At 67.1% G+C, this 13,664-nt stretch carries 14 protein-coding genes; 7 read left to right on the top strand and 7 right to left on the bottom strand.

What is annotated here, in order from left to right:
- Nucleotides 1-56 precede the first annotated feature (56 nt).
- Nucleotides 57-341, top strand: a complete 285-nt coding sequence (locus tag AC1DYS_RS25165; RefSeq protein ID WP_477904263.1) for a hypothetical protein — start codon at nt 57-59, stop codon at nt 339-341.
- A gap of 6 nt (nt 342-347) precedes the next feature.
- Nucleotides 348-668, top strand: a complete 321-nt coding sequence (locus AC1DYS_RS25160; protein WP_477904261.1) for a hypothetical protein — start codon at nt 348-350, stop codon at nt 666-668.
- A gap of 92 nt (nt 669-760) precedes the next feature.
- Here AC1DYS_RS25160 and AC1DYS_RS25155 read toward each other — a convergent pair whose 3' ends face one another.
- From AC1DYS_RS25155 to AC1DYS_RS25125, 7 genes are read right to left on the bottom strand one after another with little or no spacing between them, the layout of a single operon-like run.
- Nucleotides 761-1,198 carry a Zn-ribbon domain-containing OB-fold protein gene (locus tag AC1DYS_RS25155; protein WP_477904259.1) on the bottom strand — a complete coding sequence of 146 codons (438 nt, stop codon included), beginning with the start codon at nt 1,196-1,198 and terminating at the stop codon, nt 761-763.
- A gap of 1 nt (nt 1,199) precedes the next feature.
- Nucleotides 1,200-2,363: a thiolase family protein gene (locus AC1DYS_RS25150; RefSeq protein ID WP_477904257.1), complete on the bottom strand. Its 1,164-nt coding sequence runs from the start codon at nt 2,361-2,363 to the stop codon at nt 1,200-1,202.
- A 7-nt stretch (nt 2,364-2,370) separates the two neighbouring features.
- Entirely contained in the window at nt 2,371-3,930 is a 1,560-nt protein-coding gene (locus tag AC1DYS_RS25145; RefSeq protein WP_477904255.1) for an AMP-binding protein, read from the bottom strand.
- Nucleotides 3,923-4,606: a hypothetical protein gene (locus tag AC1DYS_RS25140; protein ID WP_477904253.1), complete on the bottom strand. Its 684-nt coding sequence runs from the start codon at nt 4,604-4,606 to the stop codon at nt 3,923-3,925. Before AC1DYS_RS25140 ends, AC1DYS_RS25145 begins: the two co-directional genes overlap by 8 nt.
- Nucleotides 4,603-5,964 (bottom strand): phenylacetate--CoA ligase family protein, encoded by a 1,362-nt coding sequence (locus AC1DYS_RS25135; RefSeq protein WP_477904251.1) that lies wholly within the window; start codon nt 5,962-5,964, stop codon nt 4,603-4,605. Before AC1DYS_RS25135 ends, AC1DYS_RS25140 begins: the two co-directional genes overlap by 4 nt.
- Before the next feature lie 5 nt (nt 5,965-5,969).
- Entirely contained in the window at nt 5,970-6,764 is a 795-nt protein-coding gene (locus tag AC1DYS_RS25130; RefSeq protein ID WP_477904249.1) for an enoyl-CoA hydratase/isomerase family protein, read from the bottom strand.
- Nucleotides 6,765-6,774: 10 nt separating this feature from the next.
- Nucleotides 6,775-8,883 (bottom strand): 3-hydroxyacyl-CoA dehydrogenase NAD-binding domain-containing protein, encoded by a 2,109-nt coding sequence (locus AC1DYS_RS25125; RefSeq protein ID WP_477904247.1) that lies wholly within the window; start codon nt 8,881-8,883, stop codon nt 6,775-6,777.
- 172 nt (nt 8,884-9,055) lie between these two features.
- On the opposite strand from AC1DYS_RS25125, the gene AC1DYS_RS25120 reads away from it, so the two are divergent.
- Genes AC1DYS_RS25120 through AC1DYS_RS25100 form a run of 5 tightly spaced genes read left to right on the top strand, consistent with a single transcriptional unit; the run spans nt 9,056 to nt 13,620 of the window.
- On the top strand, nt 9,056-9,880 hold the full coding sequence (locus AC1DYS_RS25120) for a crotonase/enoyl-CoA hydratase family protein (RefSeq protein WP_477904245.1): 825 nt from the start codon (nt 9,056-9,058) through the stop codon (nt 9,878-9,880).
- A complete protein-coding gene (locus AC1DYS_RS25115; RefSeq protein WP_477904243.1) occupies nt 9,880-10,665 on the top strand; it encodes an enoyl-CoA hydratase in 786 nt (261 codons plus the stop codon). Before AC1DYS_RS25120 ends, AC1DYS_RS25115 begins: the two co-directional genes overlap by 1 nt.
- Nucleotides 10,665-11,882 (top strand): CaiB/BaiF CoA transferase family protein, encoded by a 1,218-nt coding sequence (locus AC1DYS_RS25110; RefSeq protein WP_477904242.1) that lies wholly within the window; start codon nt 10,665-10,667, stop codon nt 11,880-11,882. Before AC1DYS_RS25115 ends, AC1DYS_RS25110 begins: the two co-directional genes overlap by 1 nt.
- 55 nt (nt 11,883-11,937) lie before the next feature.
- Nucleotides 11,938-12,444: a 2,4'-dihydroxyacetophenone dioxygenase family protein gene (locus AC1DYS_RS25105; protein ID WP_477904240.1), complete on the top strand. Its 507-nt coding sequence runs from the start codon at nt 11,938-11,940 to the stop codon at nt 12,442-12,444.
- 9 nt (nt 12,445-12,453) lie between these two features.
- Nucleotides 12,454-13,620 carry an acyl-CoA dehydrogenase family protein gene (locus tag AC1DYS_RS25100; RefSeq protein WP_477904238.1) on the top strand — a complete coding sequence of 389 codons (1,167 nt, stop codon included), beginning with the start codon at nt 12,454-12,456 and terminating at the stop codon, nt 13,618-13,620.
- The last annotated feature ends 44 nt before the right edge of the window (nt 13,621-13,664 follow it).

The following is a 13,664-nucleotide window of genomic DNA, read 5'->3' as shown; positions in this document are numbered from 1 at the left end:
CCTGTAAGTTCATCGCCGACCGCAACGACGTACGGGCAGGCAACTGGCGGGCACACATGATCAACACACAGTTCCAAAGAGTCGTGCTGTCTCGGCTGTGGCTGACGTTCGTCGTCCTCGGAATGAGCTTCCTCGTGGGTGCGCTGGGAACTTTCAATCTCGTCAATCTGCTGTCGGCGAACTTGCGGCTGTTGCGCGACTACGGGTTGATGGCTTTGATGGACGGCGCATTTCTTCAATTGGTCGAACTTCTCGCGCAAGGCTTTGTGAGCTGCATTGCCTACGTCGTTTTCAAGACTTGCGAACATCGGCTGTCGGAATGGCTCGGCCACGGCTCCTGAGTACCCGTGGTGGTGAGAGGCCGCGCCAGGAAGTTAGGCGGCCATAGACAGCTTCTAGGCATCGAAGTCGTCGCCTCGTACGTCCACCGTGTGCTGCTGCGCGGCGGCGCGCCGTTCCGCAACGTGACCATCGAATTCCTGCAGCCACGGACGCCCTTTTTGGTATGCCTGACGGAAGGACAGATGACGCCAACGCGCGGCTCACGGCAGGACAACAAGATGAGTTGCGCCACGGGCGGCTTTCACCTGCTGGAGCACTCGGGCGCTGCCTCGCTGAAGAACGACGGCACGCACAGCATGGAGCTCGTTGTCATCTTCGTCCCATAGACATCGCAAGCCAGAGGCCCCGTCCATAACGGTTGGCCCATTCTCGTCCGCGCCGTGATGGACGCGACGCACCGACATCGAGAAGGCACGACCTACCGAACGGCCCGAAACCTCGGCAAGAAGATGCCAGCGGCGACCTGCTCGAACGCAACCTGCAGCGGCATGCCGATGCGGATGTTCTCCATCTCGACGCCGACCACATTCGAGAACATGCACGGCCCTTCGTCGAGCTCCACCACCGCCAGCACCAGCGGCACCTGGAAGCCCGGTGCCGGCGCCTTGTGCAGCACGGAGTAGCTGTACAGGCAGCCGCGCCCGCTCGCCTCGACCCATTGCCAGTCGGTCGCAAAGCAGTGCGTGCAAGCCACCTCGGGGCGGAAGAAATGGCGCTTGCAGGCATTGCACAAGGGCAGCATCAGCCGGCCCTGTGCGACGGCGTCCCAGAAGGGCCGGGTCAGCGGGGTGATGGCCGGCAGCGTCGGTGTCGGCATCACGCCCGGGGCAAGCCTGAACGGGGTGTCGGTCGTCATCTCAATCTCTCCCCAACACCATCAGTTCCACGTGCTGGGCACCTGACCCGGCGTTGCTCACGAACGCAGTCCTGGCATCGGGCACCTGGCGCGCGCCGTTGACGTGGCGCAGCTGCCGCACCGCTTCGATGACCTTCAGCGTGAGCTGGCCGGTGCCCGTCCAGCTGCCACCGAGCATGCCGCCGTCGAGGTTGGTCGGGCACTGGCCGCCAATGTCCAGCCGGCCGCCTTCGACGAAGGCCCCGCCCTCGCCTTCGCCGCACAGGCCGAGCATCTCGAACTGGCGCATCACCTCGAAGCTCACCGGGTCGTAGATGGAGAACACGTCGATGTCTTGCGGCGTTACGCCAGCCCGGCCGAATGCGCGCTGCACGGCGCCCTTGCCGAGATGGCGCATGTCGCGGTAGAGCGGCGGGTTGGCGTAGTTGCCCTGGAAGAACTCCATGCCTCCACCGAGTAGCCGCACCGGGTGGGCGGCCAGATCGCGCGCGCGCTCCGCGGTGGTGATCACGAGTGCACAGCCGCCTTCGTTCATCAGGCAGCAGTCGAGCCGGTGGAAGGGGCTCGCGATCATCGGCGAGGCCAGCACGTCGGCCACGGTGTATGGCCCGGCGCCGAACATCACGGCTTCTGGGTTCACGTGGCCGTGGTTCCGGATCGTGGCCGACACGCTCGCGATCTGTTCGGGCGTGGTGCCGAACTCATGCATGTGGCGCGTTGCGACGACCGCGAACTGCGCCATCACGAAGCTGCCATAGGGCTCGGCAAACTCCAGGTTCATGTTGGCGCCGGGCGACGTGCCATCGGTCGAGAACGGCCCGGCACGCCCGCTGCCGACCACGGCGGTCTCGCACAGGCCCATCTCGACCGCAGCGGCGGCCTTCAGCACGCCGCGCACGCCAGCGGTGTCGAGGTGGTGGCTGTCGACCCACGACAGCGGTCGCTTCAGGTACATGCCCCAGTTCTCGGCATCGCGCGGTGCGCCGCCCGGGCCCGGCCAGTCGATGGCCGCGCCGTCGATGTCGCGTGGCGTGAGACCGGCATCGGCAATCGCGCCTTTCACGGCCTCGATCACCAGGTCTTGCGATGTGCGGCCCGGTAGCGTGCGGGCCTGTTTGGTCTGGTAGACGCCAACGATGGTGGCGGTGCGTGCGTGGGTGCTCATGGGTCCTTCAAGCGCCTCGTGTGAGGCCGCCGGGGTAGCCTCCGCCGCCATGCGCAGCGTCGAGGGCCTTGTAGTCGAGCGCGCCGCCGGCGGTGCGCGGCAGTGCATCGACGAACACGACGAAGCGCGGCTTCTTGTATGACGCGATGCGCGCCCGGCAGTGCTCGATCAGTTCTTCGGATGCCGCACCCGCGCCCGGCTTCAGCACGACGAGTGCCTTGACGCTCTGCACCCAGGTCGCGTCGGGCACGCCGATCACGCCGCAGTCAGCCACCGCCGGGTGCGCCCGCAAACAACCTTCCACTTCGGCCGGATAGATGTTCTCGGCGCCCGACTTGATCATCTGGACCTTGGGCCCGATGAAGCTGAGCGAGCCGTCGGCCTCGCGCCGGCCGAGGTCGTTGCAGTGGTGCCAGCCGTCGCGCTGGCGCTGCGCATTCAGCTCGGGGCGACGCCAGTAGCCATGCATCACCGTCGGGCCGCGCACGCAGATCTCGCCGGTCTCGCCCGGCGGCAGCTCGCTACCGTCTTCGCCCAGGATGCGCACTTGCGCGACCGGCCCGGTACGGCCGTTCAGGCCGGTGTTGTGGCCCCAGCCGTAGTAGCTCCACGCCACCGGACCCATCACCTCGGTCTGGCCGTAGCCGAACAGGCTGCGCGCCGGCACCACCGTGACCATCGCATCCCATTCCGGGCTGACGCTGGCCGTGCGCAGACCGCTGAAGTCGAAGCGGCTGTCGTGGTTCAGCGCCACCAGTTCGTGGCACAGCGACTGCATCAGGAAGGCATAGTCGCAGCGGTGGCGATGCACCGCCTGCGCGATCTGAAGTGCATCGGTACGGCGGATGAACACGTTGCTGCCGCCGATGTGAAACACCGCCAACGTGACCATCAGCGTACCGACGTGGAACAGCGGGCCCGAGTTCAGGAAGCGCGTGTCGGCCGACAAGTCTTGAATATCGATGAGTGCGAGGCTCTGCCAGAGCATCGCGGTCTGGCTCAGCATCGCGCCGTTCGGGCGGCCGCCGAAGGCTGCGGTGTAGATGATCAGCGCAGGCAGGTCGGCATCGGTGTTGTAGCTGCGCGCGGCGGGCGCGCCGTTCGCGACGAAGGCCTCGTAGCCGCCCGCATCGTCACCGCCATCGAGGGCGAGCCAGAGCGCATCTCGATGGGTGGCCTGCGCGCGCGCAGCCTGCGCCGCCGCACCGATCTCAGCGTGCTGCCACACCACCACGAGAGGCTCGAGATCGTCGATCACGAAAGCCAGTTCGTCGGCCGTCTGACGCCAGTTGACCGGGCAGAACATCGCCCCCAGCATGCCCGCAGCGATGATGCCTTCGAGCACGCCCGGATCGTTCTGCGCCAGCCAGAGAATGCGGTCGCCACGGCCCACACCGGCGTCCTGCAATGCATTGGCCAGGCGCACCACGCGATCGGCCAGTTGCGGATAACTCAGACGCAGGTCTTCGGAAACAGCCGCCAGGTGTTCGGGCCGTGAGCGTCGGTGCTCTTCGAGCACATCATGCAAGGTCAGCGAGTGCAGCACGGTGGCGCCTTTGTCAGTCAACGTGCACGCGCCGCGCGGCGCCGTGCAGCTCTACGCGGCCTTGCACGCCAGTGCGCAGGCGCACGAACGGGCAGGCGCGCGGCGCCACGCTGCTGAGCAGCAGCTCGCCGTCGGGCGCTTCGATCAGCCACTCGCTCTCGTCGAAGCGTGCGCCATCGCCCATGGGCGACTCAAATGTGCAGATGGGACCGATCTGCCGCTGTGTCCACGGTGTGAGCCCAGCCGCACGCAAGGCTGGCAAGGCCTCGGGCATTGCCGCGACAACCGAGTGGCCGAGCAGCACCTGCAGGTCGCGACCCAGCGCCATGAAAGCGTCGACCAGCTCGCCACTCAGGCCCAACACCGCCTGCATGCGAAAGCGCCGCAGGAACATGTCGCTGCGCGGCGCGTCGATCGCCACCGGTTCGGCCACGCCGAATGGCACCTTCATGCCGATCAACGCGTTCTCGTAAGGCCACAGGATCTCGTTGTCGCAGCCGGCTCCGATCAAATGCAGCGGCAGCCCGGGGCGCACACCCAGCAACTCGAAAACCTTGCTGGCCCAGGCGGTGTCGCGTTCGATGTCGCGCAGGCTCACGGTGTAGGGCTGGTAGCCGCCGGGCAGGCGCAGCAGGCCGATGGCCCAGCGCTCGGCAAGGGAGCCGGCAGCCTCAGGGCGATCCAGTGACGCGCTCATTGCTTCACCGTCCGCGGGATCTTGTGCCGCGATCCCGACTGCATGATGAGCTCGTTGGGCACCAGCTCGATCATCGGTCGCAGCCCCACAGCCGCCTGCACCGAATCGGCAACGCGTTCGCGCAACGTGGACAGTTCAGGCGTGCCGCTGTAGCCGACGCGAATCGTCAGCACGTCCATCACGCGTTGCGAGCGCACGATCTGGAACAACCCGTTCGAGGTCTCGGGCACGTCTTCGATCGCACCCCACACATCCATCGGCAGGATCGAGCGCCCGCCGATCAGCGCCTCGTCGGCGCTGCGCCCGACTGGCGTGAAGCGCGCATGTGTGCGGCCGCAGCCACAGGTGTCGCGCCGCATGTCGACGATGTCGCCACCTCGGTAGCGGATCAGCGGGTCGATCGGGTTGACGAGCGAGGTGCAGACGAGTTCGCCACGGCCGTTGCCTTCGATCGTGACGCCGGTGTCCGGGTCGATGATCTCGGCCACGCCAATGTCTTCCCATGCGTGACAGCCGTCGTGTTCGCGGCAATCGTGCGCGTGGCCGAGGTCGCCGAAGCTCGTCTGGTTGAAGATCTTGCCGGCGAGGCCCCAGCGCTCGAATGTCTGCCGCATCTTCGGCCCTACCGGCCCCCCAGCGAACAGGATTCCCTTGTAGCTGGCGAACACGTCACGCATGTCGATGCCCATCGTGCGCTCGATCTCCTGCAGGCCGACGCCAAGGTAGGCCGTCATCGCGTAGAAGACCGTCGGCCGATAGCGGCGAGACAGGTCGATGAACTGGTGTACGTCGTCGGGCCCGTAGCCGAGCATGATCGGCGTGATCCCGAGCGTCTGCAGCAGGCGGAACATCGGCCCGCGCATGCGCAGCCCGAAGTACACGCCGTACTCGCCGGGCCGCAAGCCGATCTCCCACCAGTCGCGCAGCGTGCCGCCCCAGTAGCTCGACGGGCCATCGGCCGGCAGGCCCGGTGCCGCAGGCAGGTTGCCGCTGGCGTGGCCCCAGCGGTAGCCGAACAGCGTGGGGTCTCCGGTGGTGCCCGAACTCGAGCCGATGAAGCTCAACTCGGCAAGCTCGGTGCACAACAGCCCGCAGAACGGGTCGTCGTGCTGCTCGCGCCACGCGCGCATCTGGTCCTTGTCCATCAGCGGTGCCAGGCGCGTGAAGTCGGCTGTGCTGCGCACATCGCCCGGGCGAAGGCCGACCGCATCCCAGTGGTGGCGCACGAAGGCCGAGCGTTCGTACGCGTAGCCGATCATGTTCAGCAGGCACTCTTGCTGCAGGGCCAGCAACAGCGGGCGCGGCATCGTCTCAACTGGGTCGAGGCAGCGCTGGTCGGACGGCGGCAGTTCGAGCATGCGGGTCAGTGTCCAGTAAATCGTGGTGCGCGCTTCTCGTGGAAAGCACGGACGGCTTCGAGGTGGTCGTTCGACTGCAGCGAGGCAATTTCGTAGGCCAGGCCGGCATCGAGCACGCGGGCGGCCTGGTCCTTCAAGGCGAGGTTGAGCGTCGCCTTGGTCCATTGAATCGCCAGGCGTGCGCCATCGGCCCATCGCTGCGCCCAGCGGTCGACCGTCGCGTCGAGCTCAGCAGCCGGCACGCTGAAGTTAATGAGGCCGATGCGCTGCGCTTCGGGTGCGGCGAGCAGATCGCCCCCGAGCAGGTATTGCTTTGCCCGCGCCATGCCCACCAGCAGCGGCCAGGCGAGCGCGCCACCGTCGCCCGCCACGAGGCCCACGCGCACATGCGGGTCGCCGATGCGGGCGGTGTCGACGGCGACAGTCAGGTCGCACAGCAGGGCCAGCGTCGCGCCCAGGCCGATGGCATCGCCATTCAGGCGGGCAATGATGGGCTGCTCCACCTCGAGCAGCGTGTTGACGAAGCGCCGGGCAAGGTCGAACTCTTCTTTCAGCAGCGCGCTGTCGGCACGGATCTCGAGGCTTCGGTTCAGGTCGCCGCCGGCGCTGAAGGCCCTACCGGCACCCGTGAGCACGACGACCGATGTCGCGCGGTCTGCGCGCAAATCCTGGAACAGGCGCAGCAGCTCCGACTCCATGTCAAAGCCGATGGCGTTGAGCTTGTCCGGCGCGTTCAGGCTGACGCGGAGGACTGCGCCGTGCCGCTTGACGCCGAGCTGTCGGTACCCGGTGTGGTTCATGGTCGGCAACTCAAACCCGCTCGAGGCTGCGCGCCCTGGCGGCCATCTCGTCGAGCAGCGGTGCGGGCTTCCAGAGCGCACCCTGGCTCGCGTGATACTGCTGTACCGTCTCGTACACGCTGCCCCAGCCGCGCCGTTCGGCCCAATACATCGGCCCGCCCTGGTGGCGCGGGAAGCCGTAGCCGTGCACGTAGGCCACGTCGATGTCGCTGCTGCGCAGCGCGATGCCCTCGCCGACGATCTTCATGCCTTCGTTCGCCATCGCGGTCAGCACGCGCGTGACGATCTCGTCGTCAGTTACTGCGCGGCGTGCGATGCCGCGCTCGCGCGCCACCTGCTCGATCAGCACTTCGACCGCGGGGTCGGGCGTGCCGGTTCGGCCGTCGTACTTGTAGTAGCCCTGCCCTGTCTTCTGGCCGAAGCGCCCGAGCTCGCACAGCCGGTCGGCGATCGGCGAGTAGCGCAGCGTCTTGTCCCGAAACTGCTCGCGGTACTGGCGGATGCGCCAACCGACATCGAGCCCCGACATGTCGCGCATGAGGTAAAGCCCCATGGGGAAGCCGAAGCCCTGCAGCGCGCGGTCGACCTGCCAGGGCGTGGCGCCCTCCTCGAGCAGGAAGTCGCACTCTCGCCCGTAGACCGCGAGAATGCGGTTGCCGATGAAGCCGTCGGCATTGCCTGCCAGCACGCCTACCTTGTTGATCGCCTTCGCGAGCGCCATGGTCGTGGCGATGGTCTGCGCCGATGTCTTTGCGGCACGCACCACCTCGAGCAGCCTCATCACGTTGGCGGGGCTGAAGAAGTGCGCCCCGATCACGTTCTCGGGGCGGCCGGTCGCAGCGGCGATCTTGTCGATGTCCAGCGTCGAGGTGTTGGTGGCGAGGATCGCACCGGGCTTCATCACAGCATCAAGTTTTGCGAACACCCCCTGCTTGATGGCCATGTCTTCGAACGCGGCCTCGATGACGATGTCGGCCTCTGCGATGGCGGTGTATTCGAGCGTGCCGGTGATCAGCGCGAGCGCGCTGTCCATCTTGGCCTGCGTGAGGCTGCCGCGCGCCACCGAGGTGGCGTAGTTCTTCTCGATCAGCGCGCGCCCGCGAGCCAGGCCTTCTGCATTGGCGTCGAGCAGCCACACCGGAATGCCGGCGTTCGCAAAGCACATGGCGATGCCGCCGCCCATGGTGCCGGCACCGACCACCGCGGCCGAACGGATGGCCTGCGGCTGCAGGTCCGCCGGCTGGCCCGGGATCTTGGCCACGTCACGCTCGGCACCGAACAGATAAATCAACGCAGCGCGCTGCGGGCTGACCTTGCATTCGTCGAACGCCGTCATTTCCAGCGCATAGCCTTCGTCGAACGGGCGTGTGCACGCGGCCTCCACGCAGTCGACGATGCGTTGCGGCGCGATCAGGCCCTTCCACTTGCGAGCATTCTTCTGCCGCATGTCGGTGAAGAGGGCTGGGTCGATGTTGCCGGTGCGATCGGTCCGGTCACGCACAAGCTGCAGCGGCCTGCGCTCGGCAAGCATGCGCTGCGCAAACGCGATGGCGCCGGCCAGCAGATCGCTATCGACCAGTTCATCGACGACACCGTACTTCAGGGCCTCGGCGGCACCGATTGGCTTGCCGGTCGTGATCATGTCCAGTGCCTTTGCGCCACCGACGAGGCGCGGCAAGCGTTGCGTGCCGCCTGCGCCGGGAAGCAGCCCGATGTTGACTTCGGGCAGGCCGAGCTTGCAGCTGGGCAGTGCCACACGCGCGTGGCAGCCGAGCGCAATCTCCAGCCCACCGCCTAGCGCGTTGCCACCTAGCGCGGCCACCACCGGTTTGGCCGACGCCTCGATCGCGGCGATCACGTCGCGACCGCTCGGGCCGGTGATCGGCTTGCCGAACTCGCGGATGTCGGCACCGGGAATGAACTTGTCGTTCGCGCCGATCAGCACGATGGCTTCTACGGCTGCGTCGGCCGAGGCCAGCTGCACCGCGGCAAGCAGCTCGGCACGCACCGCCATGCTCATGGCATTGACCGGCGGGTTGGTGATGGTCAGGACGGCGATACCGCCAGCCATGCGGGTGTGAACGGTGCTCAAGAAAGTCTCCGAAGGGTTTGTGCTCATTGTCATCTACATAGTCAACCTAGTAAACTATGTTCACCCTATCGCAAACCCGACACCCACCGATGAGACCTCTTGTGTCAACGCAGCCGCGGACCGAGCGCCGGGCCGCTCCCAAGCCGGCCCGCATTCCCTCGGGGGATCGCCCGATGTACTCATTGGGCGAGGGGCTCCAATGAGCATCCGCGTTCCCTTTCTTCTGACCGAGCGGCACGGGCGTGTCGTCACGCTGACGCTGAACCGTCCCGATGAGCGCAATGCCATCGGCAGCCATGCCGACTGCGCTGAGCTGGTCGACGCCGTCGAGGCCGCAGCCGCCGACCCCGGCGTGGCAGTGCTGATCCTCACCGGCGCGGGCAGCGCCTTCAGCGCGGGTGGCAACCTGAAAGCGATGCGCGACCGCTCTCTCGGCAAAGACGGCATCGGCCCGCTCGACTCGCCGCTCGCCACGCGCAACAACTACCGGCGCGGCATCCAGCGCATTCCGCAGGCGCTGTGGGACTGCGAGCTGCCGATGATCGCGGCGATCAACGGCCATGCCATCGGCGCGGGGCTCGACCTGGCCTGTATGTGCGACCTGCGCATTGCCGCGCAAGGCGCGAAGCTGGCATCGAGCTTCATCAAGATGGGCATCGTGCCCGGCGACGGCGGCGCCTACTTCCTGCCGCGCGCGGTGGGCCTCGCGAAGGCCGCCGAAATGATGTTCACCGGCGAGCCGATCGGTGCCGACGAGGCGCTGACCTGCGGCCTCGTCTCACGCGTGGTGCCGGCCGACACGCTGCTGGCCGAGGCACGAACGCTGGCAGAGCGCATCGCCTGCAACCCGCCGCAGACGCTGCGCCTCGTCAAGCGGCTGCTGCGTGAAGCCGAGCACGCGCGTCTGTCCGAAGTGCTGCAGCTCTCGGCCGCCTTTCAGGCGCTGGCGCACGACACAGCTGATCACCAAGAGGCGCTAACCGCCTTCTTCGACAAACGAACGCCTCAATTCAAGGGACTGTGATGACCGACAAGATTCTTTCGCATCGGACCGGCGCCATTGGGCACATCGTCTTCAACAACCCGGAAAAGCTCAACGCGATTTCCCTCGAGATGTGGCAAGGCATGGGCGAGGCCGTCGAGCGCTTCGAGGCCGATCCCGAGGTGCGCGTGATCGTGCTCTCTGGCAGCGGTGACAAGGCCTTCGTGGCTGGCGCCGATGTCTCGAAGTACGAGGAAGAGCGCATGGGCGAGAACGCCGCCGAGCACTACGCGCAAACCGGCGAGAAGGGCCTGAGCGCGCTCTATTACTCGACCAAGGCGACGATCGCGGCGATCAACGGCTACTGCATCGGCGGCGGCATTTCGGTGGCCTCGTGCTGCGACCTGCGCGTCGCGACGCCGAAGTCGAGCTTCGGCCAACCGGCCATGCGCTATGGCATCGGCTACCGCTACAAGAGCCTGCGCCGCGTCACCGACCTGATCGGCCCGGCGGCCACCAAGGAGCTGCTGATCGGCGGCGCGAGTTTCGACGCGCAGCAGGCGCTGGCCAAGGGACTGGTCGGCCAGGTCTTGCCCGAAGACGGTTTCATGGACGCGGTGCTGAAGCAGGCCGGCCGCATCGCCGAAGGCGCACCGCTGACGCTGAAGCAGGTGAAGCACGCCATCGCGCAGATCGTGCGCGACCCCGACCAGCGCGAACTGGAACTCTCGGAGCAGTACTTCCAGACCTGCTATGCGAGCGCGGATTACCGCGAGGGCATTCGCGCGTTCGCAGAGAAGCGCAAGCCAGCCTTCAAGGGCGTGTGATGACAAGCGCCCGCGCCCTCGAAGGCGTGCGCGTGCTCGATCTGAGCCGCGTGCTTGCCGCGCCCATGGCCGCCCAGACGCTGGCCGACCTGGGCGCCGACGTCATCAAGATCGAGCGCCCCGGCAGCGGCGATGAAGGCCGCAGCTACGGTCCGCCGTTCCTGATGGACCGCGATGGCCGCAGCACCGGCACCGCGGCGTTCTTTCTCGCCTGCAACCGCGGCAAGAAGTCGGTCACCGTCGACATCGCCACGTCCGAGGGGCAGGACATCATCCGTGCGCTGGCGCTGCAGTCCGACGTGGTGCTCGAGAACTTCCGCGCCGGCGCGCTGCAGAAGTACGGGCTCGACCATGCGAACCTGCGCGCGCTGAATCCGCGCCTGGTCTATTGCTCGATCACCGGTTTCGGACAAGACGGGCCGTATGCCGAGCGGCCCGGCTACGACGGCGTGTTCCAGGCCATGGGCGGCGTGATGGCCGCCAATGGCCATGCCGACGAGCCGATGAAGATCGGCATCAGCATGGTGGACATCCTCACCGGGCAGCAGGCGGCGATCGCGATCCTGGCGGCGCTGCACCACCGCGACCAGGTCTCGGGTGAAGGCCAGCACATCGACCTCGCGCTGCTCGACTGCGCAGTGGCCTCGCTGTCGCACTTCGCAATGAACTACCTGGTCTCCGGCGAGGTGCCGGTGCGGCGCGGCAACGGTGGCTTCGGCGGCGTGCCGTCGCAGGCATTCGATTGCAGCGACGGCGGCATCTTCATCGTCGCCGGCAACAACAGGCAGTTCAGTGCGCTGTGCCAGGCGATCGACAGCCCGGCACTGGCCGAAGACGCCCGCTTCAACCACGCCGCCGGCCGCGTGATCCACCGCGACGCGCTGCTCCAAGCGCTGCGCGAGGTGCTGCGCCGGCGCACGGTGGCCGAGTGGCTGGCGCGGCTGGACGCGGCCGACGTGCCGGCCGGCCCCGTCAACGAGTTGCCCGACGTGTTCGCCAACCCGCAGGTGCAGCACCGGCACATGCTGGTCGAGACCGAGCACCCGCTGGCCGGTACGGTGAAGCTGCTGGCCAACCCGATGCGGTTGTCGGCCACGCCCATCGAGCACTACCCTGCCCCGCCTCTACTCGGCCAGCACACCCGCGAGGTGCTGACCGAGCGCCTGCAGTTCAGCGCCGAGCAGATCGACGCGCTCGCCGCACGCCAGGTGATCTGAGAGGCGGAGAAGTCTCGCAACCTCAGACACGACATCCCTTGACCGGAGCCTCACGATGACCACCAACCCCCTGCCCGTTCCCGTGCCCACCTTTGCCGTGCCACACGACGGCATCCCTGCTGCGCTGCACCGCGGTGAGAGCGAGTTGCCTTTCGTCGAGTTCGAACCCGGCATCGAGATGCAGGTGCTGCAGGTCGACATTCCGACCGGGCTGTGGGTCATCCGCATGCGCCTGCAGCCGGGCGCCACGCTGCCGACCCACCGCCACGGTGGGGAGGTGTTTGCGTTCACGCTGGCCGGCGCGTGGAAGTACCTGGAGTATCCGGAGGTCAACACCGCGGGCTCCTACCTCTACGAGCCGGCCGGGTCGATCCACACCCTGCACGCGCCGGCCAGCAACACCGAGGTCACCGACGTCTGGTTCGCGATCCGCGGGCCGAACCTGAACCTCGACGCCGAAGGCAAGGTGACGCTGATCCTCGACGCGGGGCTGGTCTTGCGCGTCTACCAGTCGAAGTGCAAGAAGGCCGGCCTGCCGCGCCCCGCCGTGATCGGCGCCTGAGGGACCCACATGGACCTGCGCTTCACCGCCGAAGACGATGCGTTTCGCGCCGAGGTGCGCGCGTTCATCGACACCGCGCTGCCGCAAGACGTGCGGCGAAAGATGGCCGAAGGCCGCTCGCTCACCAAGAACGAGATCGTGCACTGGCAGCGCACGCTGAACGCGCGGAACTGGGCCACACCGAGCTGGCCGCGGGAGCATGGCGGGCCAGGCTGGAGCGTCGTCCAGCGCTACATCTTTCTCGACGAGCTGCACCAAGCGCCGGCGCCCGAACCGCTGAGCTTCAACGTCAACATGATCGGGCCGGTGCTGTTCACCTTCGGCACTGCGGAGCAGAAGGCGCGCTTCCTGCCTCGCATCGCGAACCTCGACGACTGGTGGTGCCAGGGGTTCAGCGAACCCGGGGCGGGCTCCGACCTGGCGTCGCTGAAGACGTCGGCGCGGCGCGATGGCGAGCACTACATCGTCAACGGCCAGAAGACCTGGCAGGGCATGGGCCACCATGCCGATTGGATGTTCACGCTGGTGCGAACGGATGCCACTTCCAAACCACAAGCCGGCATCACGATGCTGTTGATCGACATGAGGTCGCCCGGCGTGACGGTGCGGCCCATCATCACGATCGACGGCCGCCACGAGGTCAACGAAGTCTTTCTCGACGAAGTGCGCGTGCCGCTGGCATGCCGCGTCGGCGAAGAGAACAAGGGCTGGGACGTCACCAAGTTCCTGCTCGGCAACGAGCGCACCGGCATCGCGCGCATCGGCATGTCGAAGCACCTGCTGCGTCGTGCAAAGACGCTGGCCACGCAAGTCGATGACGATGCCGCCGTGCTGACACGGGTGCGCGAGAAGGCGGCGTTGATCGAGATCGAGCTGAAGGCACTCGAAGTGACGCAGATGCGGCTGCTTGACGCGATGCGCGAACACTCGGCGCGGCCCGATGCGCGATCGTCGATCCTCAAGGTCAAGGGCACCGAGCTCCGCCAGGCTGCAGCCGAGTTGCTGCTGCAGGTGGCCGGGCCAGCGGCAGCGCGTTGCGTCGGCGAGTTCGACGACGCGGCCGATGCGATGAGCACGATCGCACCCATCGCGTTCAACCTGCGCGCCGCGTCGATCTATGGCGGCAGCAATGAAATCCAGAAGAACATCTTGGCGAAGGCGGTGTTGGGGCTATGAGCACGCCGAGCCGCCCCAAGTGCGAATGCTCCCGCTCGGCGGGA

The sequence above is a fragment of the Rhizobacter sp. P2_G4 genome, from assembly GCF_056403575.1.
Note: the sequence above shows the minus strand (reverse complement) of the source record. Positions and strands in the feature narration are given on the sequence as shown.

Excerpts from the sequence above, each read along its gene's own strand:
- AC1DYS_RS25165 (WP_477904263.1), top strand. The coding sequence starts at position 57 with ATGATCAACACACAGTTCCAAAGAGTCGTGCTGTCTCGGCTGTGGCTG.
- AC1DYS_RS25155 (WP_477904259.1), bottom strand. The coding sequence starts at position 1,198 with ATGACGACCGACACCCCGTTCAGGCTTGCCCCGGGCGTGATGCCGACA.
- AC1DYS_RS25150 (WP_477904257.1), bottom strand. The coding sequence starts at position 2,363 with ATGAGCACCCACGCACGCACCGCCACCATCGTTGGCGTCTACCAGACC.
- AC1DYS_RS25140 (WP_477904253.1), bottom strand. The coding sequence starts at position 4,606 with ATGAGCGCGTCACTGGATCGCCCTGAGGCTGCCGGCTCCCTTGCCGAG.
- AC1DYS_RS25135 (WP_477904251.1), bottom strand. The coding sequence starts at position 5,964 with ATGCTCGAACTGCCGCCGTCCGACCAGCGCTGCCTCGACCCAGTTGAG.
- AC1DYS_RS25130 (WP_477904249.1), bottom strand. The coding sequence starts at position 6,764 with ATGAACCACACCGGGTACCGACAGCTCGGCGTCAAGCGGCACGGCGCA.
- AC1DYS_RS25125 (WP_477904247.1), bottom strand. The coding sequence starts at position 8,883 with ATGAGCACAAACCCTTCGGAGACTTTCTTGAGCACCGTTCACACCCGC.
- AC1DYS_RS25120 (WP_477904245.1), top strand. The coding sequence starts at position 9,056 with ATGAGCATCCGCGTTCCCTTTCTTCTGACCGAGCGGCACGGGCGTGTC.
- AC1DYS_RS25115 (WP_477904243.1), top strand. The coding sequence starts at position 9,880 with ATGACCGACAAGATTCTTTCGCATCGGACCGGCGCCATTGGGCACATC.
- AC1DYS_RS25110 (WP_477904242.1), top strand. The coding sequence starts at position 10,665 with ATGACAAGCGCCCGCGCCCTCGAAGGCGTGCGCGTGCTCGATCTGAGC.
- AC1DYS_RS25105 (WP_477904240.1), top strand. The coding sequence starts at position 11,938 with ATGACCACCAACCCCCTGCCCGTTCCCGTGCCCACCTTTGCCGTGCCA.
- AC1DYS_RS25100 (WP_477904238.1), top strand. The coding sequence starts at position 12,454 with ATGGACCTGCGCTTCACCGCCGAAGACGATGCGTTTCGCGCCGAGGTG.